Here is a 22,697-nt window from a genome sequence, read left to right on the forward strand (position 1 = left end):
ATTCCCCCCTCTTGGGCGGGGGGCATGGGGTACTCCCGAGCTTGGTTTCGTAAGAAGCGGCTTCAGCCGCGCTGATTCCGCAAAATTATTCTCACCGGCTGCCTGCCGGCTGGGCCGCCTTGAGGGCCGCGGAGATCAATTCGGCCGAGTCCCGGCGGTTGCCGCGGTGCGCGAAATCCAGTGCCGAGAGCCCTTGTTGGTTCTTCATCGTCGCGTCCGCCCCGGACTCCAGCAGCAGCTTGACCGCCTGCGGCGAGCCGTAGTGGGCGGCCATCATCAGCGGCGTGGTCCCGTTGGGAGACTCGGCGTCGATGTAGGCATGGCGGTCCAACAGCAGTTCGATGATCGCCAGGTGGCCGTTGGTTGCCGCGTAGTGCAACGGGGCCCAGCCCGGCTTGTTGACGTCGGCCCCGCGCTCGATCAGCCGGCGCGCGACCTCCAGCTGCCCCCGCAGGCAGGCCATCATCAGCGGGCTTTCGTCCTGCGGCGTGCGCTTCTCGATGTCGGTCTTGGGCCAGTCGATCAGAACCCGGGCGGCCTTCAGCGAGCCGTCGCGCAGCGCCAGGTACAGGCCATCCAGGCCCTCGGGGCTGGGCGTGTTCGGGTCGAATCCGCGCTGGAGCAGGCGAGTGATCGTGCCCGGGTCATCCTGCTTCAAGGCAATGAAGAAGTCGTCATAGGAGCCCGCATTCGCCGACGAAATGCAAACAATGACAATGAGATAGACGAGCTTCTTCAGGTAACTTCTCACACCACAACTCCCTTGAACAGGCGCTCGAAATTGTCGCTGGTGGCCTTGGCGACATCCTCCAGGGGCATCTTCCGGACCTCGGCGATCTGCCGGGCCACGTAGGGGACGTAGGACGGGTTGTTGGTCTTGCCGCGAAACGGCACCGGCGCGAGGTAGGGACTGTCGGTCTCGATCAACAGCCGGTCCGCGGGAACGAAGGCCGCGACATCCCGCAGGTCCTGCGCATTCTTGAAGGTGATGATGCCGGAGAAGGAGATGTAGAAGCCCAGGTCCAGCGCCGCCCGCGCGACCTCGGCGGTCTCGGTGAAGCAGTGGAACACCCCGCCGGCACAACCGGCCGAGCCGTCCTCGCCCTCCTCCTTCAGGATGGCGATGGTGTCGGCCGAGGCGGCCCGGGTGTGGATGATCAGGGGCTTGCCCACCTGCCGGGCCGCGCGGATGTGGGTGCGAAAGCGCTGGCGCTGCCATTCCAGGTCGGCGATGCTGCGCCCGCCCTTGCGCTCGTCCATCTGGTAGTAATCGAGCCCGGTCTCGCCGATGGCGACCACACGCGGCAGGCCCGAGCGATCGACCAGGTCCTGCAGCCCGGGCTCGGTCACGCCCTCGTTGTCCGGATGCACGCCGACGCTGGCCCAGAAGTTGTCATAGGCCAGGGCCAGCCCGTGGACCGTTTCGAATTCTTCCAGGGTGGTGCAGATGCAAAGCGCCCGGTCGACCTGCGCACGCGCCATGGCCTCGCGGATCTGGGGCAGCTCGGTCGCGAGCTCGGGAAAGGAAAGATGGCAATGGGAATCGACGAACATGCGCCAATGCTAAGGGCGCGGGGACGGCCGATTGCCCCAGCCGTGGGCGCGGCGCGCCCAAAGCCCGTGAACAGGCCCTAGTGTCCTGTCCCGCAAATAACTGGCATTTCGTTCGGATGCCTGCGGGGATGATCGGTGGGTGGCCAGAGGGGGTCAAGACTGGGTGTCTTGACCCCCTCTGGGCGCCCGCCGAGGGCCCCGCAGGCGCCGAACCCTTCGGGCTGCGCCGTATGGGGGCGCATGCCGCGTTGCGGCCACGGGTCAAGCCGCCCAGGCTTGACCCGCACCCGCGCCTTGCCTGCGCCCCCATACGGCGCAGCGAAATGTCAGTTATTTGCGGGACAGGACACTAGATGGTCTGGGTGGGCCGCTCGGAGCCCAGGTGCGCCCCGAGGATCTGTTCGATCTTCGTCTTGAGCGCCTTCGACTTGTCGTCGGCAGGAAACCGGATGCCCACGCCCTGGGTGCGGTTGGCCGCCGCCCGGGCCGGCGTGACCCAGGCCACCTTGCCGGCCACCGGGTAGCGCTGCAGGTCCTCGGGCAAGGACAGCAGCACGTACACGTCGTCCCCGAGCTTGTAGTCGCGCGTGGTCGGAATGAACATGCCGCCGTCGGCAAAGAGCGGAATGTAGGCGGCGTAGAGCGCGGCTTTTTCCTTGATGGCCAGCTGGATGACGCTGGGCCGCGGCGCGGTGGATGCAGCTGGTGGAGTACTCATCGGTTCAGGCCCGAGTGTAGGGCCGAGCGGGCCCGGCTCACAAGCGCCTCGAACAGCAGGCCTGCGTTGAACGGGTGTTCGACCGTGCGAAAGGTCGCAGCCAGTTCGCGCGACCAGCCACCCAGCGCTGCTTGGGAAGGCGCCGGCGGCAGGTCCTTGGCTTCGAAGAACCGGGGCGCCGCGCCGCAGCCGGCGGCCATCAGGTCGTGGCATAACTTCAACAGTCCGTCCACGGCCTGGGCCGGCGTCCAGCCGGCGATCGCGCCGACGTCGCCGCGCGCCATGGCCTGCGGCAGCGCAGCCCAGCGCCGGGCATCGATGCCGGCGCGAGAATACGCCAGCGCGTCCTCGGGCCGGCCGCCGGCCGCGCGCAGCAGAGGCGCCACGTCGGTCGCGGCCACGCCCTGCTCCTGCAGCCAGCGCACAGCGTCCGGTTCGCCGGGCCAGGCCATGGTGTGCGCCATGCATCGGCTGCGGATCGTGGGCAGCAGTTGGTGCGCCGCTTCGCTGGCCAGCACGAAGCGGGCGTCGCCCGGGGGCTCTTCCAGCGTCTTCAGCAGCGCATTGGCGGTGAACGCGTTCATGCGCTCGGCCGGATACACCAGCACCACCTTGCCGCGTCCCCGCCCGCTGGTGCGCTGCGCGAACTCGATCGCATCGCGCATGGCTTCGATCCGGATCTCGCGGCTGGGCTTGCGCTTCTTGTCGTCGATCTCGGCTTGGGCCTTTTCACTCAGGGGCCAGCCCAGCGCCATCATGGCCGTCTCCGGCATCAGCACCGCCAGGTCGGCGTGCGTGCGGACCTCGATCGCATGGCAGCTTTCGCAGGCCCCGCAGGCGCCCGCGGGGCTGGGCTGCTCGCACAGCCAGGCGCGCGCCAGCGCCAGCGCCAGGGTGTATTGCCCCAGTCCGGAAGGTCCTTGCAGCAGCAAGGCATGGCCGCGCTGCGCCAGCAGGCGCTGCGCCTGGGCCGCGATCCACGGGGCCACACCGCTCACGACAGCCACCCGCGCTCGCGCACGCAGCGCAGCACGTCCTGCCAGACGGCATCGCGGGGCTGGTCGCCGTCGATGCGGCCGAAGCGGGCGGGATCGGCCGCGGCGCGCCGGCCGTAGCCAGCGGCCACGCGGGTGAAGAATTCGACCGGCTGCGACTCGAACTTGTCCGGCACGCGCGCGCCGGCCAGGCGCTGGGCCGCGATGGCCGGGTCCAGTTCGAACAGCAGCGTCAGGTCGGGCTCGCGCAGCGCCGCGTGGTGTGTCGCCTGCACCCAGCGCTCGAGCTGGGACAGCACCGACCAGTCGAAGCCCCGTCCGCCGCCCTGGTAGGCGAAGGTCGCGTCGGTGAAACGGTCGCACAGGACCACGTCGCCGCGCGCCAGTGCCGGCTCGATCACCTGCAGCAGGTGATCGCGCCGGGCCGCGAACATCACCAGTGCTTCGGTCAGCGCGTCCATGGGTTCGTTCAGCGCCAGCGCGCGCAGCTTTTCGGCCAGCGGCGTGCCGCCCGGCTCGCGCGTCAGCGTGACCGCCCTGCCCTGCGCCCGGAAGGCCTCGGCCAGCGCCTGCACATGGCTGGACTTGCCCGCGCCGTCGATGCCTTCGAAACTGATGAACAGGCCGCGGGTCATTCGGAAACCTCCGCCCTGCGGGCTGCGGTGCTATGAGCCTTCGGAGCGGCCGTGCGGCTCATTGCTTGCGTTGGTATTTGTTGACGGCGCGATTATGCTCGTCGAGGCTCGAGCTGAACTGGCTGCTGCCGTCGCCGCGCGCCACGAAGTACAGCGCGCCGCCCGGCGCCGGCTGCACCGCGGCCAGCAACGAGGCCCGCCCCGGCATGGCGATGGGCGTCGGTGGCAAGCCGGCGCGCGTGTAGGTGTTCCAGGGCGTGTCGGTCTGCAGGTCTTTCTTGCGCAGGTTGCCGTCGAAGGACGGGCCGATGCCGTAGATGACCGTCGGGTCGGTCTGCAGCGGCATGCCCACCCGCAGCCGGTTATTGAACACCGCGGCCACCAGCGGCCGGTCGGCCGCCCGGCCGGTCTCTTTCTCGATGATGCTGGCCAGGATCAGCGCTTCATCCGGCGTCTTGGCCGCGGTTTGCGGCGAGCGCTGGGCCCAGGCCTCGGCCAGCCGCTTGTCCATCGCGCGCATGGCCCGCCGCAGCACCGCCACGTCGCTGGAGCCCTTGGCATAGTTGTAGGTCTCCGGAAAGAATCGTCCTTCCGGATGCTGGCCGGCACGCCCGAGCAGGCCCATCACGGCCTCGTCGCTCAGTCCGCGCGTTTCGGGCTTGAGCGCCTCCGCCTTGTCCAGCGCCGCGCGCACCTGCCGGAAGTTCCAGCCCTCGACCATGGTCACCGCGCGCAGGGTCTCCTCGCCGCGCGCCAGCTTGGCCAGCAGGGTCGTGGGGGTGATGCCCGCTTCCAGCTCGTAGCTGCCGGCCTTGATCAACCGTCCCTGGCCCGAAACACGGAACCAGAGGTAGAGCAGGTCGGGCTGAACGTCGACGCCGGCATCCTTCACCGCCTGTGCGACATTGCGCGGCAGCGTGCCGGGTTCGATCGATAGGTCCACAGGCGGCGCGGCCATGCGCAGGGGCTGGTTCACCCACCACAGGCCCCAACCCGCCGCAGCGGCACCCATCAGGACCATCAGGAAGAAAACCGTCAGAAAGAAGCGACGCATCGACAGTGTGGACGGGCCAAGGGCCCTGGCCCTACGACTCCAGGTGAAATGACCGGACCATCATAATTCAGCGATGCAACGCCCGGCGATCTTTAGTTTCTCCTCTAGAGAATGACGGTCTTGCTACGGTTTTCATAGCGGGGTGTGCCGTAAATGTGCCGTGGCATTTTTTAGTGGAAATTCGTAGCGGTAGTCATAATTCAGCGATGACATCTGTCCTCAACGGTGTAACACCCCTGCCGCACCTGGGTGTGGTCGCGGTCGCGGGCGAGGACGCGGCCAGCTTCCTCCAGGGCCAGTTGACCAACGACTTCGCGCTGCTCGGGCCAGGCCAGGCGCGGCTGGCTGCGTACTGCACGGCCAAGGGGCGCATGCAGGCGAGCTTCATCGGCTTCAAGCGCAGCCCGACGGAAATCCTGTTGGTGATGAGCCGCGACATCCTGCCGGCGACGCTCAAGCGCCTGTCGATGTTCGTGCTGCGCGCCAAGGCCAAGCTGCGCGATGCCTCCGCCGAGTTCGAGCTTCGCGGCCTGGCCGGCGAAGCGGCGCGCACCCTGGTCGCGCATTCGCCCTGGGAGCTGGTCCAGCAAGGCAGCGCCGCCCTCGTCGCCCTCTATCCCGCGGACGGTCAGCCCCGTGCGCTGTGGTTGACGCCGGCCGGCGAGGCGGCGCCATCCACCGGCGTCCTCGATCCGGCCCTGTGGGCCTGGAGCGAGGTCCGCAGCGGCGTCGCCACCGTCACCGCCCCCATCGTCGAAGCCTTCGTGCCCCAGATGCTGAACTACGAATCCATCGGCGGGGTCAACTTCAAGAAGGGCTGCTATCCGGGACAGGAAGTGGTGGCGCGCAGCCAGTTTCGCGGCACGCTCAAGCGCCGGGCCTACCTCGCGCACGCGGAAGAAAAACTGGTGGCCGGCCAGGAGTTGTTCCACGACTCCGATCCCAGCCAGCCCTGCGGCCTGGTCGCGCAGGCCGCGGCCGCGCCCACCGGCGGCTGGGACGCCATCGTCTCCCTGCAGACCATCGCCGCCGAGTCGGGCCGCGTGAGCGCCGGTGCCGCGCAAGGACCGGCCTTGCGCATCTCACCGCCGCCCTATCCCCTGCTCGCCGACATCTAGGGACCGAGCGGCACCAGCGCAGGATCGATCCGGCCGCGCAGTGCCGGCGGCACCTCGGGCCAGAGGCGCTTGCGCTCGGCTTCGCCGGCCAGGGCCAGCGCGCGGCCGTAGGCGGCCAGTGCCTTGTCCGGGTCCTGGGCCTCGCGCCAATACATGGTGCCCAGCTGCATGTAGCCCTGCACCCGGCTCTCGGGCCAGCCGTTCATGCGCAGCTGCATGGCCTGCTCGGCCAGGGCGAAGTCGCGTGTGCGCCAGGCGACCACGAAGACCGCGTTGCTCAGGTCAAAGTCGTAGATGCGGTCCTCGATGGCCTTGCGGCCAAGCTGCAGCGCCTCGGCGTCGCGTCCGGTGCGCGCCAGCAGCAGCACCTCGGCCGAGCGCACCGAGCGCGCATCGGGCTGGACCTGCTTGGCGCGCGCGACGTATTCCTCCGCCCGCGCCGGCTGGCCGGTGGCCAGGTAGCCACGCGCCACATTGGTCAGGATGGCGACCACGTACGGCCGCGACGAGAGCACGCTTTCCCAGATCCAGATCGCGTTGTTCCAGTCGCCCCAGCGCGCCAGCTCGTCGGCCACCACCGGCGTGATCTTGCGGTAGTGGCGGTTGATGGCGATGCCCTCGCGCGCCTGCGTCAGCATCTGGGCCTTGGCCGGGTCCCAGCGCGGCGAGTTCGGATCTCCGGAGGCCGCGATCGTGAGCGCGAGGCGCGCGGCGCGGACGATGTGGCGCTCGGCCTGCGCGGCCTGGACGGTGATGTAGCCGGCCAGCCCCAGCGCGCAGGCCACGGCCGCGATCGACAGCACCGAATACGCCGGCCGCCATGCCAGGTTGCGCGCGAGCCGCCAGCGCGGCGCCGGCGCCAGGCGCGCGTCGGAAGCCGCCAGTGCGCCCAGGCACAAGGCGAAGATCGCGCCGGTGGCGGCCATGCGCCATGCGAAGCCGACGTTGCTGACGATCATCAGCGCCAGCAGGCTGCACAGCAGCGTCGCGCGCCAGGGGGCTTCCTCGTCGTCGGGGGCGGCTCGCGCCTGCCAGGTGCGGACCGCGGCCTGCAGCAGCCAGGCGGCAAGCCCGAGCAGGAACAGCCACCCGGCGACGCCATATTCGGCGACCAGCTGCAGGAATTCGTTGTGGACGTAGAAGTCGGTTTCCAGCTGGGCGCCGTCGGCCTGGTGCAGCGGGATCTGGTTTTCCCACGCGCCCGCGCCCACGCCGGCCAGCGGATGCGCGGCGATCATCCGGCCGGTCGCCTTCCACATCACCATGCGGATGGAAAAGGACGAGTCCGAGGGGCCGATCGAGGCGGTGCGCTTGAACGCCCGCTCCAGGGCCGTCACGCCGCGGGCTTCCGCGGCCAGTTGCGCGTCGGCCGTCGGGACCGAGCCCAGGCCGCCGACCACCGCCAGCAGGATGGCCGCCGCCATCCAGCGGGTGCCGCGGCCCCACTCGGGCCAGGCCAGCTGGCTGCGCCAGCGCCAGGCCACCAGCGGGAACAGGACCCCCAGCTGCAGCCACAGCGCGATCAGCGCGGCGCGGGTGCCGGTCATGAAGAGGGTGAGGACGATCAGGCCGCACAGGGCCGACAGCAGCGCCACCATCGCGCTTTGCCGCGACCGCGCCAGCAGGAGCGCGGCGAAGGGCAGTGTGCAGATGGCGAACTCGGCGAAGAAGTTGCGGTTAACGAAGGTCGACGCCGGATGCGGCCCCTGCGGGAACAGGCTGAAGTCGGCCAGGAACTGCAGCGCGGCCCAGGCGCACGCCACCGCGGCGCCTGCGGCAATGCCCCAGGCCAGAAGCGGCAGGCGCTCGCGGCTGAAGCAGTTCAGGGCCAGCCACATCAGGACTGCGAACACGAACCAGCGGATCGCCTCCACGCCGCCCAGGTAGGCATGCGACCAGGTCATGCTGCCCAGCGCATACGCCATGAGGAGCAGCGGCAGCCACAGCGCGGCATGCCAGCGCAGCGGGCGCTTGCCGCGCCGTTCCTCGGCGAAGAACATCAGGGCGGCGAACAGGGCGGAGCAGGACACGATCGCGGACTTCAGCGTGTCCTGCAGCATCTCCTCGTTCGTCACGCCCGCGGCGGGCGTGACCAGGATCATCAGGACCAGGATGACCGTCGCGCCCCAGCCGCCGGCTGCCGGGCCGGGCCAAGGCGCGGCTGGCTCCGCTGCGGGCGCGGGGCTTGGGTTCCTGCGGGCCACGTCAAATCGCCGTCAAGGACCGCGCCATCTCGATGTGCGGAATGCCGACTTCCTCGAATTCGCTGCCGCGTGCTTCGAAGCCCAGTCCCAGGTAGAAGGCTTCGGCGCTGCGCTGGGCGTGCAGCGCGGCTTCGCGGTCGCCCCGCCTGCGCGCCGCCTGCAGCAGGCACTGCATGAGTTCGCGTCCGACACCCGTGCCACGCAGCACGCGGTTCACCGCGACACGGCCGATCCAGGCCACACCCTCCCGGGAGGGCAGCAGGCGCCCCGTGGCCACCGCCTGGCCCAGGCGGTTGTAGGCGACCGCGTGCAGCGCCTGCGGGTCGACCTCGTCCCATTCCATTTCCTTGGGCACGCGCTGCTCTTCGACGAAGACCTCGGTGCGGATGCGCGCCGCCGCCTCACCCAGCTCCGCCCAGTTCCCGGTCCGGACCTGCAGGACCGGTTCGCCGGCCTCATAGCCGAGCAGCACCTCGCGAAGCAGCGTCGGCACCGGCTTCGATGTCTGGGTGGCCGGGTCGGCGAACACATACACCAGCTCGCAGGTGATCAGCAGTTCGTTGTCGCGGAAGATGGCGCCGAGGAACTGCATCGACGAGTTGCCGATTCGATTGCACTTGAGCCCCACCTCGATCCGATCGTCCATGCGGGCCGAAGCGTGGAACTCCACGGTGGCCTTCTTGACGTAGAGGTCACCGCCCAGCAGGTGCATCGCCTCCTCGTACGGCATGGCCAGCACGCGCCAGTAGTCGGCCACCGCCGTGTCGAAGTACATCAGGTAGTGGGCGTTGAACACGATTTTCTGCATGTCCACTTCGGCCCAGCGCACCCGCAGGCGATGGAAGAATCGGAAGTCTTGTCTCTTCATGTCAGTGCTTGCTGGAGCGCCCGCGCGGCGTCGGCGTGGGCCTGGCGCGCCTCGCGCAGTGCGCGTCCCATCTTGATGAATTCGTGCGTGACACCCCGGTAGATCTCCAGGTCGACGGCCACGCCCGCTGCCCTCAGTTTATCCGCGTAGGCGATGCCGTCGTCGACCAGCGGGTCGAACTCCGCCAGGCCGAACCAGGCCGGCGCGACGCCTTCGACGTCCGGGGCGTTCAGCGGCGCGAAACGCCAGTCCTCGCGCTGCTCGTGCGGGATGTACTGCGCGAAGAACCAGTCGATGTGGGCGCGCTCCAGCACCAGGCCGTGCGCGAAGCGCCCGTGCGAAGCCGCATCCTGGTTGGCGGCCACGCCCGGGTAGAACAGCAGTTGCAGCGCGACGGGCAGCCCCTGGTCGCGCGCCATCAGGGCGCAGACCGCGGCCAGCGTGCCTCCCGCGCTGTCGCCGCCGAGGGCGAGGCGGCCGGCATCGACGCCCAGGCCCTGGCCGTGCCGGGCCAGCCAGGCGGTGGCGTCCCAGGCGTCCTCGACGGCGACCGGAAACCGGTGCTCGGGCGCCAGCCGGTAGTCGACCGAGACCACGGCGCAGTTCGACAGCCGGCTGAGTTCGCGGCACAGGGTGTCGTGCGAGGCGATGCTGCCGATGGTGAAGCCGCCGCCGTGGAAGTAAAGCAGCACCGGCAGCCGGTCCCGCACGGGCGCGTACAGCCGGGCCGGAATGCGGTAGCCGTCGCGGGCCTCGATGCTGAAGTCCTCGATGCGCGCCAGCTCGGCCTTGGGCACTTCGAGCACGCCCGAGCCGAGCTCGTAGTTGGACTTCGCCTCGGCCGGCGAGAGCGTGTACATGGGCGGATACGGCGCCCGCGCCATGCGCTCGAGCACGGAACGCATGGGGGGCGTGAGCTGGGGGTACTGGGGAAGATGGGTCAAGGCGATCGCGCGGTACGGCAGGCGAAGCATCCTACCTTGCGTCGCGCCGGCGATACCCGACACAGGGGATCGCGCTACAGTCAGGTTCTCCCTCTCAACCTGCCGTCGCCATGGCCTTCATCTACTACGTCACGCAGATCCAGTTCGATTTCGGCGCCGTCCAGCTGCTCAAGCAGGAGTGCGAGCGCATCGGCATCACGCGGCCGCTGGTGGTGACCGATCCGGGCGTGAAGGCCGCGGGCGTGCTGCAGAAGGCGCTGGACGCCCTGCCCGGCCTGACCGTTGCCGTGTTCGACCAGACCCCCTCGAACCCGACCGAAGCGGCCGTGCGCGCAGCGGTGCAGGCCTATCGCACTGGCCGGTGCGACGGCCTGATCGCGGTGGGCGGCGGCTCGGCCATCGACTGTGCCAAGGGGGTGGCGATCGCGGCCACCCACGAGGGGCCGCTGACGCATTACGCGACGATCGAAGGCGGTTCGCCGCGCATCACCGACAAAGCCGCGCCGCTGATCGCGGTGCCCACGACCAGCGGCACCGGCAGCGAGGTCGCGCGCGGCGCCATCATCATCGTGGACGACCACCGCAAGCTGGGCTTCCACTCCTGGAACATCGTGCCCAAGGCCGCCATCTGCGACCCGGATCTCACCCTGGGCCTGCCGCCCATGCTCACGGCCGCCACCGGCATGGACGCGATCGCGCACTGCATGGAGACCTTCATGTCGGCTGCCTTCAATCCGCCGGCCGACGGCATCGGCCTGGACGGCCTGGAGCGCGGCTGGTCGCACATCGAACGCGCCACCCGCAACGGCAGCGACCGCGAGGCCCGCCTGAACCTGATGAGCGCATCCATGCAGGGGGCGATGGCGTTCCAGAAAGGGCTGGGCTGCGTGCACTCCCTCAGCCACAGCCTGGGCGGCATCGACCCGCGCCTGCACCATGGCACGCTCAACGCCATGTTCCTGCCGGCCGTGGTGCGCTTCAACGCGCAGGCCGAGTCGGTGCGCAAGGACCGGCGCCTGGAGCGAATGGCCCGCGCCATGGGCCTGCCCTCGGCCGAGGCGATTCCCGACGGCATCAAGGAGATGAACGCGCGCCTGGGCCTGCCCAAGGGCCTGGCCGCGATGGGCGTTCAGCGCGACTGGTTCGACAAGATCATCGACAACGCCCTGGCCGACCACTGCCACAAGACCAATCCGCGCATCGCTTCGCGCGAGGACTACCGGGAGATGCTGGACGCGTCGATGTAGCCCTTGGATGGAGGCGCTGCCTGCTGCTAGGTCCGGGCCGCGCGAATGCAGCTGACGGTGCCCTTCCACCCTTTCTGCAGGTGGGGCACGATGCCACAAGTGCGATCACTTTCATCCGCCGTGACCCCCCAATAGATCCACCGGATTTCCCTTTCAGTCCGCTCGCCCCGGGCGGCGCTCACGTAAGTGACGAAGGTCGGCTCGTTGTCGAACAGCCTGGCATTGCGAGGAGTCAATGCCGCCTTGCATTCGCGTGACTGCAGTTGCAGGCTTGGAGCCCCTCCCTGATTGCCCGACAGCTTTCCGACCAGTTGCTGGGAAAACTGCTCACAGTCCGCCTGGTCGACCGTCTTGGCCAGCACGACCCCTTCGATGGACCTGCTGCCCGCGTTCATGGTGACACGGACCTCGGCGTACACCGGGTTCGAGATGACGACGGGATGCTTCGCGTCCAGTTCCCGGGCTTCTTGGCGCGAGCGCCAGGAATAAACGGCGGCGCCGACAACGAGCAGCAGCAGGAGTAGTTTCTTCATGTTGGGGCGGCACTATAGCTTCGCGACGACCCGCCGTCCACAATTGGTTACACGCCCAGCTCAATCGGCGCATTGCGGCGCGCTTGCGAGAGGTCTACAGCGCCTCGACGCGGTCCAAGTCCGGCTGCTCCAGCCATGCGCGGAATTCATCGGCCAACTGCGCGCTGGCCGCCACGGCGGCACTCCACACCGCCACGCGTGATTTCAGGTCGGTGCCATAGTGCGCGAAGTCGGTGCGGTCCGGCAGCTTGCCGTTCGGCAGGGTCCTGACCCAGTCCGGGTCCGGCGCCAGGACCAGCGTGTTGTCCAGGAAGTGCGTCGCGCCGTGGCGCCACTTGAGGGACTTGTCCAGCCAGCCGGGCACGATGGCTTTCTGGAAGTGCGGGTACAGCACCAGCGGCCCCTGGCCTGCCGCGTTGTAGTTCAGGTGCAGGTGGTAGTCGGTGATGCCGCCGTCCCAGTACGCGCCTGCCGGCGCGCCGGGGATGTTGTGGATGGCGTTCAGCACGAAAGGGATCGAGCAGCTCGCCTGCAGGGCAGGATGGAAGTTCGCCTCGGTCAGCGCCACCTGCCGCGTGCGGTAGTCGTTGGCGGTGAAGGGCAAGGCCTCGGCCGTCGAGAACACCACCCGCTCCAGCCAGGCGCTCATCGCGCGCCGGTGCATGCTGTTGGCAACGAAGGCGCCAAGGTAGCCCAGGGGCGTGGCAAGCCGGTGCTCGCGCCGCAGCATGTGGCGCCCGCGCGAGGTCACGATGTGCAGGCGGTAGCGCGGGTGCCGCAGCACCTCCTGCACGCGCCCGCCGTAGAACGACGCCAGGTTCAGTGAAAAGCGCTCGCTGACGTGCGCGGCAGTCGGCGTCTTGCGTCCCGGCTCCAGCTCGTAGTCCTGCGTGATGTAGTCGCGCTCCAGCCGGGCAAAGGCGGCGACCGGATCGTGCAGGCAGGCGGTGGCCATGCGCCAGGCACCGATCGAGGCGCCGACCAGGTCGACCGGCTGGCTGGACTGCGCCAGCCACTCGCCGAAGACGAAGCGGTCCAGCGGCCCCAGCACCAGGCCCTTGGGACCCCCAGCCGCGCCGGGCACGATGCCCACGTCGCCCGGCCGCAGGCCGTTCCCCGCCACATGCGCCAGCGCGCGTGGGCCGGCATAGATGCGGAGCGCGGGCCTGCCCATATCCCTATTTGCGCTGGCCCTGCAGCTTGGCGAAGGCCCCGGCCATCGCCGTGTTGAGCGGGGCACTCTGCGGCGCGCGCTGGCCGCGGCCTGCGCCCTCGTAGCGGTTCTCGCGTCCGCCATCGCGGCGGCCCGGCGCCTCGCCCAGCTTCATGGTCAGCGAGATGCGCTTGCGTGCGGCGTCTACCTCGAGCACCTTGACCTTGACGATGTCCCCGGTCTTGACGATCTCGCGCGCGTCATTGACGAACTTGTGCGCCAGCTGGCTGACGTGCACCAGGCCGTCCTGGTGCACCCCCAGGTCGACGAAGGCCCCGAAAGCGGCGACGTTGCTCACCGTGCCTTCGAGCACCATGCCTTCGCGCAGGTCGGCGATGTCTTCCACGCCCTCGTTGAATCGCGCCACCTTGAAGTCGGGACGTGGGTCGCGGCCGGGCTTCTCCAGCTCGCCCAGGATGTCCTTCACCGTGATCACGCCGAACTTCTCGTTGGCGAACAGCTCGGGCTTGAGGGTCTTGAGCATCTCGGCCCGGCCCATCAGTTCGGCGACCGGCTTGGCGGCGGCGGTCAGCATTTTCTCGACCACCGGATAGGTTTCCGGGTGGACGCCCGTCATGTCCAGCGGGTTGTCGCCGCCGCGGATGCGCAGGAACCCCGCGCTCTGCTCGAAGGTCTTGGCGCCCAGGCCGCTGACTTCCAGCAGCTGCTGTCGGTTGCGAAACGCGCCGTGCGACTCGCGCCAGCGCACCACGGCCTTGGCCACGCTGGCGGACAGGCCCGACACGCGCGACAGCAGCGGAACGCTGGCCGTGTTGAGGTCGACGCCGACCGAGTTCACGCAGTCCTCGACCACCGCATCGAGCGCACGGGCCAGCTCGCTCTGGTTGACGTCGTGCTGGTACTGGCCGACGCCGATGGACTTGGGATCGATCTTGACCAGTTCGGCCAGCGGATCCTGCAGGCGCCGCGCGATGCTGGCGGCCCCGCGCAGGCTCACGTCCACATCCGGCATCTCCTGCGAAGCGAATTCGCTGGCTGAGTACACCGAGGCACCGGCCTCGCTGACCACGATGCGTTGCAGGTTGGGCTTCTCGGCGGCCAGGCGCTTCATCAGGTCGGCAGCCAGCTTGTCGGTTTCGCGGCTGGCGGTGCCGTTGCCGATGGCGATCAGCGACACGTCGTGCTTGCGGCACAGCAGCGTCAGCTGGTGCAGCGAGCCTTCCCAGTCGCGGCGCGGCTCGTGCGGGTAGACGGTCGCCGTGTCGACCAGCTTGCCGGTGGCATCCACCACCGCCACCTTCACGCCGGTGCGGATGCCGGGGTCCAGGCCCATCACCGCGCGCGGCCCCGCCGGCGCGGCCAGCAGCAGGTCGCGCAGGTTGTCGGCGAACACCTTGATCGCGACCTTCTCGGCGTCTTCGCGCAGCCGCGCGAACAGGTCTCGCTCGGTCGACAGCGACAGCTTGACGCGCCAGGTCCAGGCCACGCACTTGCGGATCAGGTCGTCGGCCGGCCGCGCCTGGTGGCTCCAGCCCAGGTGCAGCGCGATCTTGCCTTCGGCGATCGAGGGCTTGCCCGGCTCGGGCTCGACCGGCAGCGCCAGCTTGGCGTCGAGGATTTCCAGCTGGCGCCCGCGGAACACCGCCAGCGCGCGGTGCGAGGGCACCCGGCCGAGCGGCTCGTCGAAGTCGAAGTAGTCGCGGAACTTGGCGACGTCGGGGTGGTTCTCGTCCTTGCCCGTGGCCAGCTTGGACTTGAACAGGCCCTCGTCCCATAGCCACTGGCGCAATGACTGCACCAGCGCCGCATCTTCCGCCCAGCGCTCCGACAAAATGTCACGCACGCCGTCGAGCACGGCCGGCACGGTCGTGAAGTCTTCCCCGCCCTCGCCCTTTTCCTTCTTGACGAAAGCGACGGCTTCGTCCACGGGATTCAGCGACGGGTCGGCGAAAAGGCGATCGGCCAGTGGCTCCAGGCCGGCTTCGCGCGCGATCTGGCCCTTGGTGCGCCGTTTCGGCTTGTACGGCAGGTACAGGTCCTCGAGCTCCTGCTTGGTCGGCGCCGCCTCGATCGCGGCGCGCAATTCCGGCGTGAGCTTGCCCTGCTCCTCGATGCTCTTGAGTACCGCTTCGCGCCGCTCCTCGAGCTCGCGCAGGTACGAAAGTCGCGCTTCCAGCTCGCGCAGATGGATGTCGTCGAGCCCGCCGGTGGCTTCCTTGCGGTAACGGGCGATGAAGGGGACGGTGGCACCGCCGTCCAGAAGGTCCACCGCGGTGCGGACCTGGTTTTCCTGGACTCGGAGTTCGGCGGCGATCTGCCGGAGGATCTTCTGCATCTGACTCAAACTGCTGGGGTCGGCGCCCTCGGACGCGCGAGTTTGCCACAGGCAGTGATCCAGCCGACGCCGGTCCGGGCGAAGACGGATGCCGGGCATGAAAGACCGCACGGATGAGTCGCGTGGCCGATTTTGTGCGCGCGACTCACGCACCGCTAAGTATTCTGGCGGACGATCCCTCCGCACCGGTGTCGCCAGGAGTTCGACATGTCCCCGATCGCCCGTTCCATCCTGCTCGCAAGCGCATGCGCGGCTTCGCTTCCGGCAGCGGCCTGCCAGGCGCAGTCCGCCCAGAACCGCGTGCCGGTGCTCGAGCTCTACACGTCCGAGGGCTGTAGTTCGTGTCCCCCGGCTGACCGCTGGTTGTCGGGGCTGAAAACGGCAGCGGCGGAAGGGCGGGTGGTGGCACAGGCCTTCCACGTCGGCTACTGGGATTACATCGGCTGGGTCGACCGATTCGCAAGCCCGGCGCATACCGCACGCCAGCGGGAAGTCGCCGCGCGCAACGGCGCGCGAGGCGTCTACACACCGCAGCTGGTGCGCGACGGGCGGGATTGGACCGACTTCGGGCGCGCGATGGAAGGAGCGCCCGAACCCGCCGGCGCCTCGATCCGGCTCGCACGCGCGACGCCTGACACGGTGGAAGCGGACGTAAAGCCGGCGACCGCGGGGGCATCCTGGGCGGCCTATTGGACCGTGACGGAGCACGGGCACAGCAGCAAGGTGCGCGCCGGGGAGAATTCGGGCGAACTGTTGAAACACGATTTCGTCGTGCGCCAGTACGTGCCGGCCGGGCAGTACCAGGGCACGCAGAGGCTCACGGTGCACACCGTCGCCGCAAGCGCGGGACATCCGATGCAGGTGAACCTGGTGGTTTTCGAACCACGAAGCGGGAAGACATTGCAGGCGCTGAGCCTGCAGTGCGGCACCTGAGGGAGTTGCCGCTGGCGCCCACAGCCGGACGCGGCCTTCGCTGACACCTTCCGGCCGGTGCCGTCTCAAGAATTTGGAAGTCGTCCCGCAGGAGACGGATCATGCGTGCACGCCTCTTCTTCATCGTGCTGGCCCTGCTCGTGCTGGTCGGCTTTGCCGCCCTCAACTGGCCCGAGTTCAGGCGGCCGACCCCGCTCAGCTTCGGGGTGTTTTCCGTGACCTGGCCGCTGGGTGTGCTCATGTTCGCGTTCGCGGGGCTGGTGCTGGCGGTTTTCTTCGTCAGCAGCGCCATCCAGGAATCGCGCTACCTGCTGGAACACCGGCGCCACACGCGCGCCTTGCAGGAGCAGCGCGACCTGGCCGAAAAGGCCGAGGCTTCGCGTTTCACCGACTTGCGGCAACACTTCGATACGCAATTGCGGGAATCGCGCCAGCGCGATGCCATCGCCTCCCCCGAATTCGAGCGGACGCTGATGCAGGGCCAGCGTGAGCTGAAGACCCAGATCGAGCAGCTGCAGCACCTGGTCGCCGGGCGCTTGACGGATCTCGAGGCGCGCCTGCCGGCGAAGGAACTGCCGCCGGGCACCGAGCCGGGATCGGCCGCCGATCCGACTGCGCGCGGACGCCTGCGCGTCTAGCCAGTATTCAACGGACCAGTATTCAACGGACTCAGTCGAACAGTCCCGGCTCGTCGCCGATCTGGGCGCGCTCGATCTGCAGCATCCGCAGTTTCGTGGCCACGCCGCCAGTGGCCGAGAAGCCGCCGCCGGCATTGCCCGCGGCCAGCACCCGGTGGCATGGCACCACCGGCGCGAAGGGGTTGTGGCCCAAGGCCTGGCCGACCGCCCGCGCGGCGCCGGGCTCGCCGATGCGCTGCGCGACTTCACCGTAGGTCAGGGTCCGGCCCGGCGGAATCGCCCGCGCGATCGCGTAGACGCGCTGGTTGAATTCCGGCTCGCCGCGCATGTCCAGCGGCACGTCGGCCAGGTCGTCGCGCCCGCCCGCCAGTAGCGCCTGGATGCGCGCGATGATGGCCTGCACCCAGCCGGGCGCGGCGGCGGTGTCGAAGCCCGGATGGCGTCGCCGCAGGCGCACCAGCGTCGCCGCCGGATCGACGTCGGGCAGCTGCACGCTGACGATGGCGTCCTCGCTCCAGGCGATGCCGCAGCTGCCGATCGGCGTGTCGAAGGTGCACAGGCCGGCGGCACGCATGGATTTCAGGCTCCTTCAAGCTTTCGCAACACGTAGCCGATGCGCGGGAAGTGCACGTGCAGCTTGCCCATGCGCGCGTCTTCGCGCTCCAGCGTGTAGTGGGTGCGCGTCGCCGCCCGCAGCACGCCCTCGGTCGGCTCGGGGCCGAACGATTCGGCCGTCACGCTCACCCGGGTCCCCAGCGGGATCGCATGGTCGTCCTGGAAGGTGCTGTCCACCAGCAGGTTCTCGCCGGCCGGCAGGGGCTCGGCCTGGATCGCAACCTGGATCGCATCGGCCGCGCTGAAAGGCTCCTTGGTGCCATGGCCGATCGCTTCCATGCGGTCCATCCACTCGTTGACCGCGGGCGTCGTGTTCAGGATGTCGGCCAGGAGCGGCACGCGGTTGCGCGTGTACCAGAGCCCGTGGTAGGCCGCGAAATCCGCGATGCAGGGGTCCATCCCGAAAAGGAACTCGTGTTCCTCGACCATGTGGGCGATGCGGCGCAGGTAGGACCGGTAGGCGCTGGTGGCGTCACCCGGACGCAGCCGCACCATGTTCGACGACATGGCCTTGCGGTCCTCGGCGAAGGCCTTGGCCGCTTCCGGCGGTGCCTTGGCGAAGAGGTGGGCCGCGCCCTTGGGCTGCAGGTTGTACCCCATCGCGGCCCAGAACAGCTGGGTATCGGCCCACTGGGCGAAGATGCGCGAAACACCCTTCAAGTGCGGCGGATACAGCGCAGGCTCGGGCTGCACATGCTCCAGCACGTCGCATATGAGCGCCGTGTCGCAATACACGTCGGCCCCCACCTGCAGCACCGGCGCGCGGCGGTAGCCGCCTGTCAGCGCGACCAGGTCGGGCTTGGGCATGATGTGCGGGATCTCGACCGAGCGCCACGGCAGCTTCTTGTAGCCCAGCGCGAGGCGCATCTTCTCGGAGAAAGGCGAGCTCGGGTAATGGTGCAGGATCAGGTCGGGCATGGCGTTCCTGGCGAGGCCTCTTCGGGTTAACGGGGCATGGCGCGCTCGATGATCGCGTCGAAGTCGGTGCCGGCGGGCAAGGTGCCGAATGCGTGGCCCCAGGTGCCGCCCAGGCGCGATTCGCAGAAGGCCGAAAACACGGCGGAAGGCGCGGTCTGGTAGAGCAGCGCGGCCTGCACCGAAAGTGCCACGTCCTGGGCCAGCCGGCGTCCCTCGATTTCCGTCGCCATCTCCTCCACGCGCTGCGGCAAGGCGACCGCCATCCGGTCGAGTGCCGGATGCGCACCCTTGGCCGGAGCCAGCTCGTGCGCGAAGGCGGCCGCGCTGTCGCCCTTGCGCAGCGCGCGCAGCAGGTCCAGCGCCATGATGTTGCCGGCGCCTTCCCAGATCGAGTTCAAGGGCATCTCGCGGTAGATGCGCGCCATCACGCCCTGGCCGCCCTCCTCCACGTAGCCGTTGCCTCCGAGGCACTCCATGGCCTCCTGGACGAAGTGGCTGCCGCGCTTGCAGATCCAGAACTTGGCGATCGGCGTCAGCAGGCGCGCCATGGCCGCTTCATGCGGCTCGTCGCGCCGGTCGAAGGCCCGGGCCAGCCGCATCGCCAGGGCCGTGGCGGCCTCGGACTCCAGCGCCAGGTCGGCCAGCACGTTGCGCATCAGCGGCTGTTCGATCAATTTCTTGCCGAAGGCCTCGCGCTGGGCGGTATGGTCCAGCGCGATCGAAAGTGCCTGCCGCATCAGGGCGCTGGTGCCGAGCGCGCAGTCCAGCCGCGTCATCGTGCCCATCTCGAGGATCTGCGGCACACCGCGGCCTTCCTCGCCCACCAGCCAGGCCGTGGCCTGGTCGAATTCGACTTCGGAACTGGCGTTGGCCTTGTTGCCCAGCTTGTCCTTGAGGCGCTGGATGCGGATCGCATTGAGCGAGCCGTCGGGCAGGACCCGAGGCAGGAAGAAGCAGCTCAGGCCGCCCGGCGCCTGCGCCAGCACCAAAAAGGCGTCGCACATGGGCGCCGAGAAGAACCACTTGTGGCCGGTTATGCGGAAGCGCTTGCCCCAGGCATCGCTGCCGTCGGACTCGGCCCGGGTCGTGTTCGCCCGCACGTCCGATCCGCCCTGCTTCTCGGTCATGCCCATGCCCATGGTGGCGCCGGGCTTGTCACTCCAGCGCGCGAGCCTGGGGTCATAGCCACGGCTGGTGAGCTTGGGTGCCCAATCGGCGTAGATCGCCGGGTTGGCGCGCAGCGAGGGCGTGACCGCGTAGGTCATCGAGATCGGGCACAGGATCGAGGGCTCGAGCTCGGTGAACAGCATGAAGCCCGCCGCCCGCATCACATGGGGTGAGGGCGTGGCCTCGGCCCACGGGGTGCCGTGCAGCCCGGCGCCCACGGCGGCCGACATCAGCGCGTGGTAGCTCGGATGGAACTCCACCTCGTCGACGCGGTGCCCGAAGCGGTCGTGGCTTCGCAGCTGCGGCGTGAACACGTTGGCCAGCCGCGCGTGCGACTGCATCTCCGGCGTGCCCAGCAGCGCGCCGAGCCGCTCCAGCGGTGCGGCATCGAGCCGCGGGGCGTTGAACTTCAGCGCGTCCTGCAGCGCCCGGTTGCCGGTGAACAGGTTGTAGCCGGCGAGCGGCTGCGGCTGGTTGAAGACCTCATGCGTCGAATGGGACATGGATGCCTCCTCGGGACAGGACCCTGCCGCAGTGTCGCGACTCCAGGACGGTGAAAACTTTGCCTAGCTTTGCCCTAGATCAGTTTTACCAGTTGCTTGCCGAAATTGCGACCCTTGAGCAGGCCCAGGAAAGCGTCGGGTGCCGACTCGATGCCCTGCGCGATCGACTCGCGCGGCCGCAGCTTGCCGCTGCCCACCAGCTGGCCCAGTTCCTTGAGCGCCTCGGGCCAGATTTCCATGTGCTCGCTGACGATGAAGCCTTGCAGCCGCATGCGGTTGGTCAGCAGCATCTGCGGGTAGGACATGGGCACCGGCTGGCCGTCGTAGCCGGCGATCATGCCGCACAGCGCGATGCGCGAAAACGCGTTCATGCGCAGCATCACGGCGTCCAGCACCAGGCCGCCGACGTTCTCGAAGTAGCCGTCGATGCCATCGGGGCAGGCCTGCTTGAGCGCGCCCGACATCGACTTGATGTCGCCATGCTGCTTGTAGTCGATGCAGGCGTCGAAGCCGAGCTCGTCGGTCACGTACTTGCACTTGTCGGCGCCGCCCGCGATGCCCACCACGCGGCAGCCGCGTGCCTTGGCCAGCGCGCCGAAGGCGCTGCCTACCGCGCCGGACGCGGCGCTGACCGCCAGCGTCTGCCCGGCCTTGGGCTCGAGGATCTTGACCAGTCCGTACCAGGCCGTGACCCCGGGCATGCCCACCGCGCCCAGGTAGTGCGACAGCGGCACGTGCGTGGTGTCGACCTTGCGCAGGGCGCCCGGCTGCTCGACGTTGACCACGCTCCACTCCTGCCAGCCGCCAAATCCCACCACCTTGTCGCCGGGCTGGTACTTGGCCGAGCGGCTCTCCACCACCTCGCCCACGGTCCCGCCCTGCATCACCTGGCCCAGCGGCTGGGGCGCGGCGTAGCTCTTGGCGTCATTCATGCGCCCGCGCATGTAGGGATCGAGGCTGAGGTAATGGTGGCGCACCAGCACCTGCCCATCCTGCAAGGCCGGCGTTTCGCTGGTGACCAGCTTGAAGTTGGAGGCGGTCGCTTCGCCTTGCGGCCGGTTGTCCAGCAGGAGTTGCTTGTTCTGGGGCATGAGGGGCTCCTAATCGGTTGAGATCACGTTCAGCGCATTCGCGCTCTTGGCGCCCGTGGGCAGGCGCTTGACGTACTTGAAAGTGCCGGTGGAATGGGCGCAGGCCCGGCCTTCGGCGTCGAAGATCGTGGCCTCGGTAAAGGCCATGGTCGCGGTGCGGTGCATGAGGCGGCCCTTGCCCTTGAGCGGGCCGCGCGCCGGCTGCATGAAACTGGTCTTCATCTCGATGGTGACCACGCCCATGTCCTGCTGCACGCTGCGCGCGGCGGTGGCCATGGTGACATCCAGCAGGGTCATGCAGGCGCCGCCATGCGTCACGGCGAAGGAGTTCATGTGTTCCGGCCGGGGCTCATAGGCGATTTCGGAATGGCCGCCTTCGAACTGCACCAGGTCGAAGCCCAGGTGGTTGACGAAGGGGATGTCGACGCCGAACTTCACTCAGCCCCCCGTGATCACGCTCACGCCGCCATCCACCGCCAGCCACTGCCCGGTGATGTGCTTGCCGGCGTCGGAAGCGAACAGCACGGTGGTGCCCTTGAGGTCCTCGTCGTCGCCCAGGCGCCGCAGCGGCGCATGGGCGGCCAGCTGGTCTTCGCCCAGGCGCTCCAGCGTGCCGCGCGTCATCCTGCTCGGAAAGAAGCCCGGGCAAATCGCGTTGACCGTGATGTTGTAGCGGCCCCATTCGCAGCCCAGGGCGCGCGTGAAGTTGATCACCGCACCCTTGGAGGTGTTGTAGGCCAGCGTCTGCATTTCCGGCGGGTTGCCGCCCAGGCCTGCGATCGAGGCAATGTTGATGATGCGGCCGTACTGGCGCGGGATCATGCTCTTCTTGGCGATGACCTGCGACAAGACGAAGTAGCCCCGCACGTTCAGGTTCATCAGCTTGTCCCAGGCCTCCAGCGGATGGTCCTCGGCCGGCGCGCCCCAGGCGGCGCCGGCGTTGTTCACCAGGATGTTCACGTCGCCCATGCGCTGCAGCGTCTCGTCGGCCAGGCGGCGGATTTCGTCTTCCTGCGCGCAGTCGGCCGCGATCCAGCGGGCGTCGATGCCGGCGCCCTGCAGTTCGGCCGCGGCCTCCTCGAGGTCGGCGGCCTTGCGCGAAGTCAGCATGATGCGGGCGCCGGCCTCGCCCAGCGCGTGGGCCATCTGCAGCCCGAGGCCGCGCGAGCCGCCGGTGACGAGCGCGGTCTTGCCCTTGAGGTCGAACAGTTGCGGAATGGTGCGGGTCATTCGGTTCCTTCGAAAAATGGCGAACGCAGGTAGGGCCTGTTAACGCTATGGGAGGGCTCGCGCCGATGGCTGGCAGGCTGCAGGGCTAGGCGCGGCCAAGGCCGTGTGCTCGTGCACACAACGAGGCCGTAACGACGCCATGCGGCCTGCCAGCCACCGGCCCGAAGGGTGACCCAGGAAACGGGCGCCCTCCGCGTTGCAAATGCTCGCCGGGGTCCCACCC

Annotated in this window: 22 protein-coding genes; 4 read left to right on the forward strand and 18 right to left on the reverse strand. The window is 68.8% G+C overall.

All coding sequences use genetic code 11. The features are described from left to right. Positions 1-91 precede the first annotated feature (91 nt). From UC35_RS22280 to mltG, 6 genes are all read right to left on the reverse strand, one after another. A complete protein-coding gene (locus tag UC35_RS22280; protein ID WP_061503486.1) occupies positions 92-751 on the reverse strand; it encodes an ankyrin repeat domain-containing protein in 660 nt (219 codons plus the stop codon). After that, positions 748-1,554, reverse strand: a complete 807-nt coding sequence (locus UC35_RS22285; RefSeq protein ID WP_061503487.1) for a TatD family hydrolase — start codon at positions 1,552-1,554, stop codon at positions 748-750. Before UC35_RS22285 ends, UC35_RS22280 begins: the two co-directional genes overlap by 4 nt. A gap of 349 nt (positions 1,555-1,903) precedes the next feature. Further along, positions 1,904-2,272 (reverse strand): PilZ domain-containing protein, encoded by a 369-nt coding sequence (locus tag UC35_RS22290; protein ID WP_061503488.1) that lies wholly within the window; start codon positions 2,270-2,272, stop codon positions 1,904-1,906. Beyond that, complete coding sequence (locus UC35_RS22295) at positions 2,269-3,270, reverse strand: DNA polymerase III subunit delta' (RefSeq protein WP_061503489.1); 1,002 nt, start codon at positions 3,268-3,270, stop codon at positions 2,269-2,271. Before UC35_RS22295 ends, UC35_RS22290 begins: the two co-directional genes overlap by 4 nt. Then, the gene (gene tmk / locus UC35_RS22300; RefSeq protein WP_061503490.1) at positions 3,267-3,902 is read right to left on the reverse strand and encodes a dTMP kinase; all 636 of its coding nucleotides are present in this window, start codon (positions 3,900-3,902) and stop codon (positions 3,267-3,269) included. The genes UC35_RS22295 and tmk overlap by 4 nt, the downstream gene beginning before the upstream one ends. Positions 3,903-3,960: 58 nt before the next feature. Beyond that, positions 3,961-4,956 carry an endolytic transglycosylase MltG gene (gene mltG / locus UC35_RS22305; protein WP_061503491.1) on the reverse strand — a complete coding sequence of 332 codons (996 nt, stop codon included), beginning with the start codon at positions 4,954-4,956 and terminating at the stop codon, positions 3,961-3,963. Between the two features lie 206 nt (positions 4,957-5,162). Between mltG and UC35_RS22310 the strand changes: the two genes are divergently transcribed. Further along, entirely contained in the window at positions 5,163-6,074 is a 912-nt protein-coding gene (locus UC35_RS22310) for a YgfZ/GcvT domain-containing protein (RefSeq protein WP_061503492.1), read from the forward strand. Here UC35_RS22310 and UC35_RS22315 read toward each other — a convergent pair. From UC35_RS22315 to UC35_RS22325, 3 genes are all read right to left on the reverse strand, one after another. Continuing rightward, the gene (locus tag UC35_RS22315) at positions 6,071-8,176 is read right to left on the reverse strand and encodes an O-antigen ligase family protein (RefSeq protein ID WP_061503493.1); all 2,106 of its coding nucleotides are present in this window, start codon (positions 8,174-8,176) and stop codon (positions 6,071-6,073) included. The two genes, UC35_RS22310 and UC35_RS22315, sit on opposite strands and share 4 nt — an antisense overlap. A 103-nt stretch (positions 8,177-8,279) precedes the next feature. Next, a complete protein-coding gene (locus tag UC35_RS22320) occupies positions 8,280-9,146 on the reverse strand; it encodes a YbgC/FadM family acyl-CoA thioesterase (RefSeq protein WP_061503494.1) in 867 nt (288 codons plus the stop codon). Next, the gene (locus UC35_RS22325; protein WP_082793447.1) at positions 9,143-10,051 is read right to left on the reverse strand and encodes an alpha/beta hydrolase; all 909 of its coding nucleotides are present in this window, start codon (positions 10,049-10,051) and stop codon (positions 9,143-9,145) included. Before UC35_RS22325 ends, UC35_RS22320 begins: the two co-directional genes overlap by 4 nt. A gap of 149 nt (positions 10,052-10,200) precedes the next feature. Here UC35_RS22325 and UC35_RS22330 point away from each other — a divergent pair, with 149 nt between their 5' ends. Further along, a complete protein-coding gene (locus UC35_RS22330; protein WP_061503496.1) occupies positions 10,201-11,337 on the forward strand; it encodes an iron-containing alcohol dehydrogenase in 1,137 nt (378 codons plus the stop codon). 26 nt (positions 11,338-11,363) lie between these two features. Here the strand turns inward: UC35_RS22330 and UC35_RS22335 are convergent, their stop codons facing one another. From UC35_RS22335 to UC35_RS22345, 3 genes are all read right to left on the reverse strand, one after another. Then, a complete protein-coding gene (locus UC35_RS22335) occupies positions 11,364-11,870 on the reverse strand; it encodes a hypothetical protein (RefSeq protein ID WP_061503497.1) in 507 nt (168 codons plus the stop codon). A 94-nt stretch (positions 11,871-11,964) separates the two neighbouring features. Beyond that, the gene (locus tag UC35_RS22340) at positions 11,965-13,044 is read right to left on the reverse strand and encodes a hypothetical protein (RefSeq protein WP_061503498.1); all 1,080 of its coding nucleotides are present in this window, start codon (positions 13,042-13,044) and stop codon (positions 11,965-11,967) included. A 4-nt stretch (positions 13,045-13,048) separates the two neighbouring features. Then, complete coding sequence (locus UC35_RS22345) at positions 13,049-15,379, reverse strand: Tex family protein (protein ID WP_061503499.1); 2,331 nt, start codon at positions 15,377-15,379, stop codon at positions 13,049-13,051. Positions 15,380-15,586: 207 nt separating this feature from the next. Here UC35_RS22345 and UC35_RS22350 point away from each other — a divergent pair, with 207 nt between their 5' ends. Together UC35_RS22350 and UC35_RS22355 are read left to right on the forward strand one after the other, a co-directional pair. After that, positions 15,587-16,312 carry a DUF1223 domain-containing protein gene (locus tag UC35_RS22350; protein WP_082793448.1) on the forward strand — a complete coding sequence of 242 codons (726 nt, stop codon included), beginning with the start codon at positions 15,587-15,589 and terminating at the stop codon, positions 16,310-16,312. Positions 16,313-16,413: 101 nt separating this feature from the next. Continuing rightward, positions 16,414-16,950 (forward strand): LapA family protein, encoded by a 537-nt coding sequence (locus UC35_RS22355; protein ID WP_061503501.1) that lies wholly within the window; start codon positions 16,414-16,416, stop codon positions 16,948-16,950. 31 nt (positions 16,951-16,981) lie between these two features. Here the strand turns inward: UC35_RS22355 and UC35_RS22360 are convergent, their stop codons facing one another. The 6 genes from UC35_RS22360 to UC35_RS22385 all read right to left on the reverse strand — a co-directional run bounded on the left by UC35_RS22360 (position 16,982) and on the right by UC35_RS22385 (position 22,474). Then, positions 16,982-17,524: a methylated-DNA--[protein]-cysteine S-methyltransferase gene (locus UC35_RS22360; protein ID WP_061503502.1), complete on the reverse strand. Its 543-nt coding sequence runs from the start codon at positions 17,522-17,524 to the stop codon at positions 16,982-16,984. Between the two features lie 5 nt (positions 17,525-17,529). Continuing rightward, a complete protein-coding gene (locus tag UC35_RS22365) occupies positions 17,530-18,483 on the reverse strand; it encodes a glutathione S-transferase family protein (RefSeq protein WP_061503503.1) in 954 nt (317 codons plus the stop codon). Between the two features lie 26 nt (positions 18,484-18,509). Beyond that, complete coding sequence (locus tag UC35_RS22370) at positions 18,510-20,153, reverse strand: isovaleryl-CoA dehydrogenase (protein WP_061503504.1); 1,644 nt, start codon at positions 20,151-20,153, stop codon at positions 18,510-18,512. Between the two features lie 74 nt (positions 20,154-20,227). After that, positions 20,228-21,244, reverse strand: a complete 1,017-nt coding sequence (locus tag UC35_RS22375; protein ID WP_061503505.1) for an NADP-dependent oxidoreductase — start codon at positions 21,242-21,244, stop codon at positions 20,228-20,230. A 9-nt stretch (positions 21,245-21,253) separates the two neighbouring features. Further along, positions 21,254-21,682 (reverse strand): PaaI family thioesterase, encoded by a 429-nt coding sequence (locus UC35_RS22380; protein ID WP_061503506.1) that lies wholly within the window; start codon positions 21,680-21,682, stop codon positions 21,254-21,256. Beyond that, positions 21,683-22,474: an SDR family oxidoreductase gene (locus UC35_RS22385; protein ID WP_061503507.1), complete on the reverse strand. Its 792-nt coding sequence runs from the start codon at positions 22,472-22,474 to the stop codon at positions 21,683-21,685. It lies immediately after the preceding gene. Between the last annotated feature and the right edge of the window lie 223 nt (positions 22,475-22,697).

The organism is Ramlibacter tataouinensis, assembly GCF_001580455.1.
GTDB lineage: Bacteria > Pseudomonadota > Gammaproteobacteria > Burkholderiales > Burkholderiaceae_C > Ramlibacter > Ramlibacter tataouinensis_B.

What these genes read in the sequence shown, in the direction of transcription:
- UC35_RS22285 (WP_061503487.1), bottom strand. Translation starts at nt 1,554, where the DNA reads ATGTTCGTCGATTCCCATTGCCATCTTTCCTTTCCCGAGCTCGCGACC.
- UC35_RS22290 (WP_061503488.1), bottom strand. Translation starts at nt 2,272, where the DNA reads ATGAGTACTCCACCAGCTGCATCCACCGCGCCGCGGCCCAGCGTCATC.
- tmk (WP_061503490.1), bottom strand. Translation starts at nt 3,902, where the DNA reads ATGACCCGCGGCCTGTTCATCAGTTTCGAAGGCATCGACGGCGCGGGC.
- mltG (WP_061503491.1), bottom strand. Translation starts at nt 4,956, where the DNA reads ATGCGTCGCTTCTTTCTGACGGTTTTCTTCCTGATGGTCCTGATGGGT.
- UC35_RS22310 (WP_061503492.1), top strand. Translation starts at nt 5,163, where the DNA reads ATGACATCTGTCCTCAACGGTGTAACACCCCTGCCGCACCTGGGTGTG.
- UC35_RS22315 (WP_061503493.1), bottom strand. Translation starts at nt 8,176, where the DNA reads ATGATCCTGGTCACGCCCGCCGCGGGCGTGACGAACGAGGAGATGCTG.
- UC35_RS22320 (WP_061503494.1), bottom strand. Translation starts at nt 9,146, where the DNA reads ATGAAGAGACAAGACTTCCGATTCTTCCATCGCCTGCGGGTGCGCTGG.
- UC35_RS22325 (WP_082793447.1), bottom strand. Translation starts at nt 10,051, where the DNA reads ATGCGTTCCGTGCTCGAGCGCATGGCGCGGGCGCCGTATCCGCCCATG.
- UC35_RS22330 (WP_061503496.1), top strand. Translation starts at nt 10,201, where the DNA reads ATGGCCTTCATCTACTACGTCACGCAGATCCAGTTCGATTTCGGCGCC.
- UC35_RS22335 (WP_061503497.1), bottom strand. Translation starts at nt 11,870, where the DNA reads ATGAAGAAACTACTCCTGCTGCTGCTCGTTGTCGGCGCCGCCGTTTAT.
- UC35_RS22340 (WP_061503498.1), bottom strand. Translation starts at nt 13,044, where the DNA reads ATGGGCAGGCCCGCGCTCCGCATCTATGCCGGCCCACGCGCGCTGGCG.
- UC35_RS22345 (WP_061503499.1), bottom strand. Translation starts at nt 15,379, where the DNA reads ATGCAGAAGATCCTCCGGCAGATCGCCGCCGAACTCCGAGTCCAGGAA.
- UC35_RS22350 (WP_082793448.1), top strand. Translation starts at nt 15,587, where the DNA reads ATGTCCCCGATCGCCCGTTCCATCCTGCTCGCAAGCGCATGCGCGGCT.
- UC35_RS22355 (WP_061503501.1), top strand. Translation starts at nt 16,414, where the DNA reads ATGCGTGCACGCCTCTTCTTCATCGTGCTGGCCCTGCTCGTGCTGGTC.
- UC35_RS22360 (WP_061503502.1), bottom strand. Translation starts at nt 17,524, where the DNA reads ATGCGTGCCGCCGGCCTGTGCACCTTCGACACGCCGATCGGCAGCTGC.
- UC35_RS22365 (WP_061503503.1), bottom strand. Translation starts at nt 18,483, where the DNA reads ATGCCCGACCTGATCCTGCACCATTACCCGAGCTCGCCTTTCTCCGAG.
- UC35_RS22370 (WP_061503504.1), bottom strand. Translation starts at nt 20,153, where the DNA reads ATGTCCCATTCGACGCATGAGGTCTTCAACCAGCCGCAGCCGCTCGCC.
- UC35_RS22375 (WP_061503505.1), bottom strand. Translation starts at nt 21,244, where the DNA reads ATGCCCCAGAACAAGCAACTCCTGCTGGACAACCGGCCGCAAGGCGAA.
- UC35_RS22385 (WP_061503507.1), bottom strand. Translation starts at nt 22,474, where the DNA reads ATGACCCGCACCATTCCGCAACTGTTCGACCTCAAGGGCAAGACCGCG.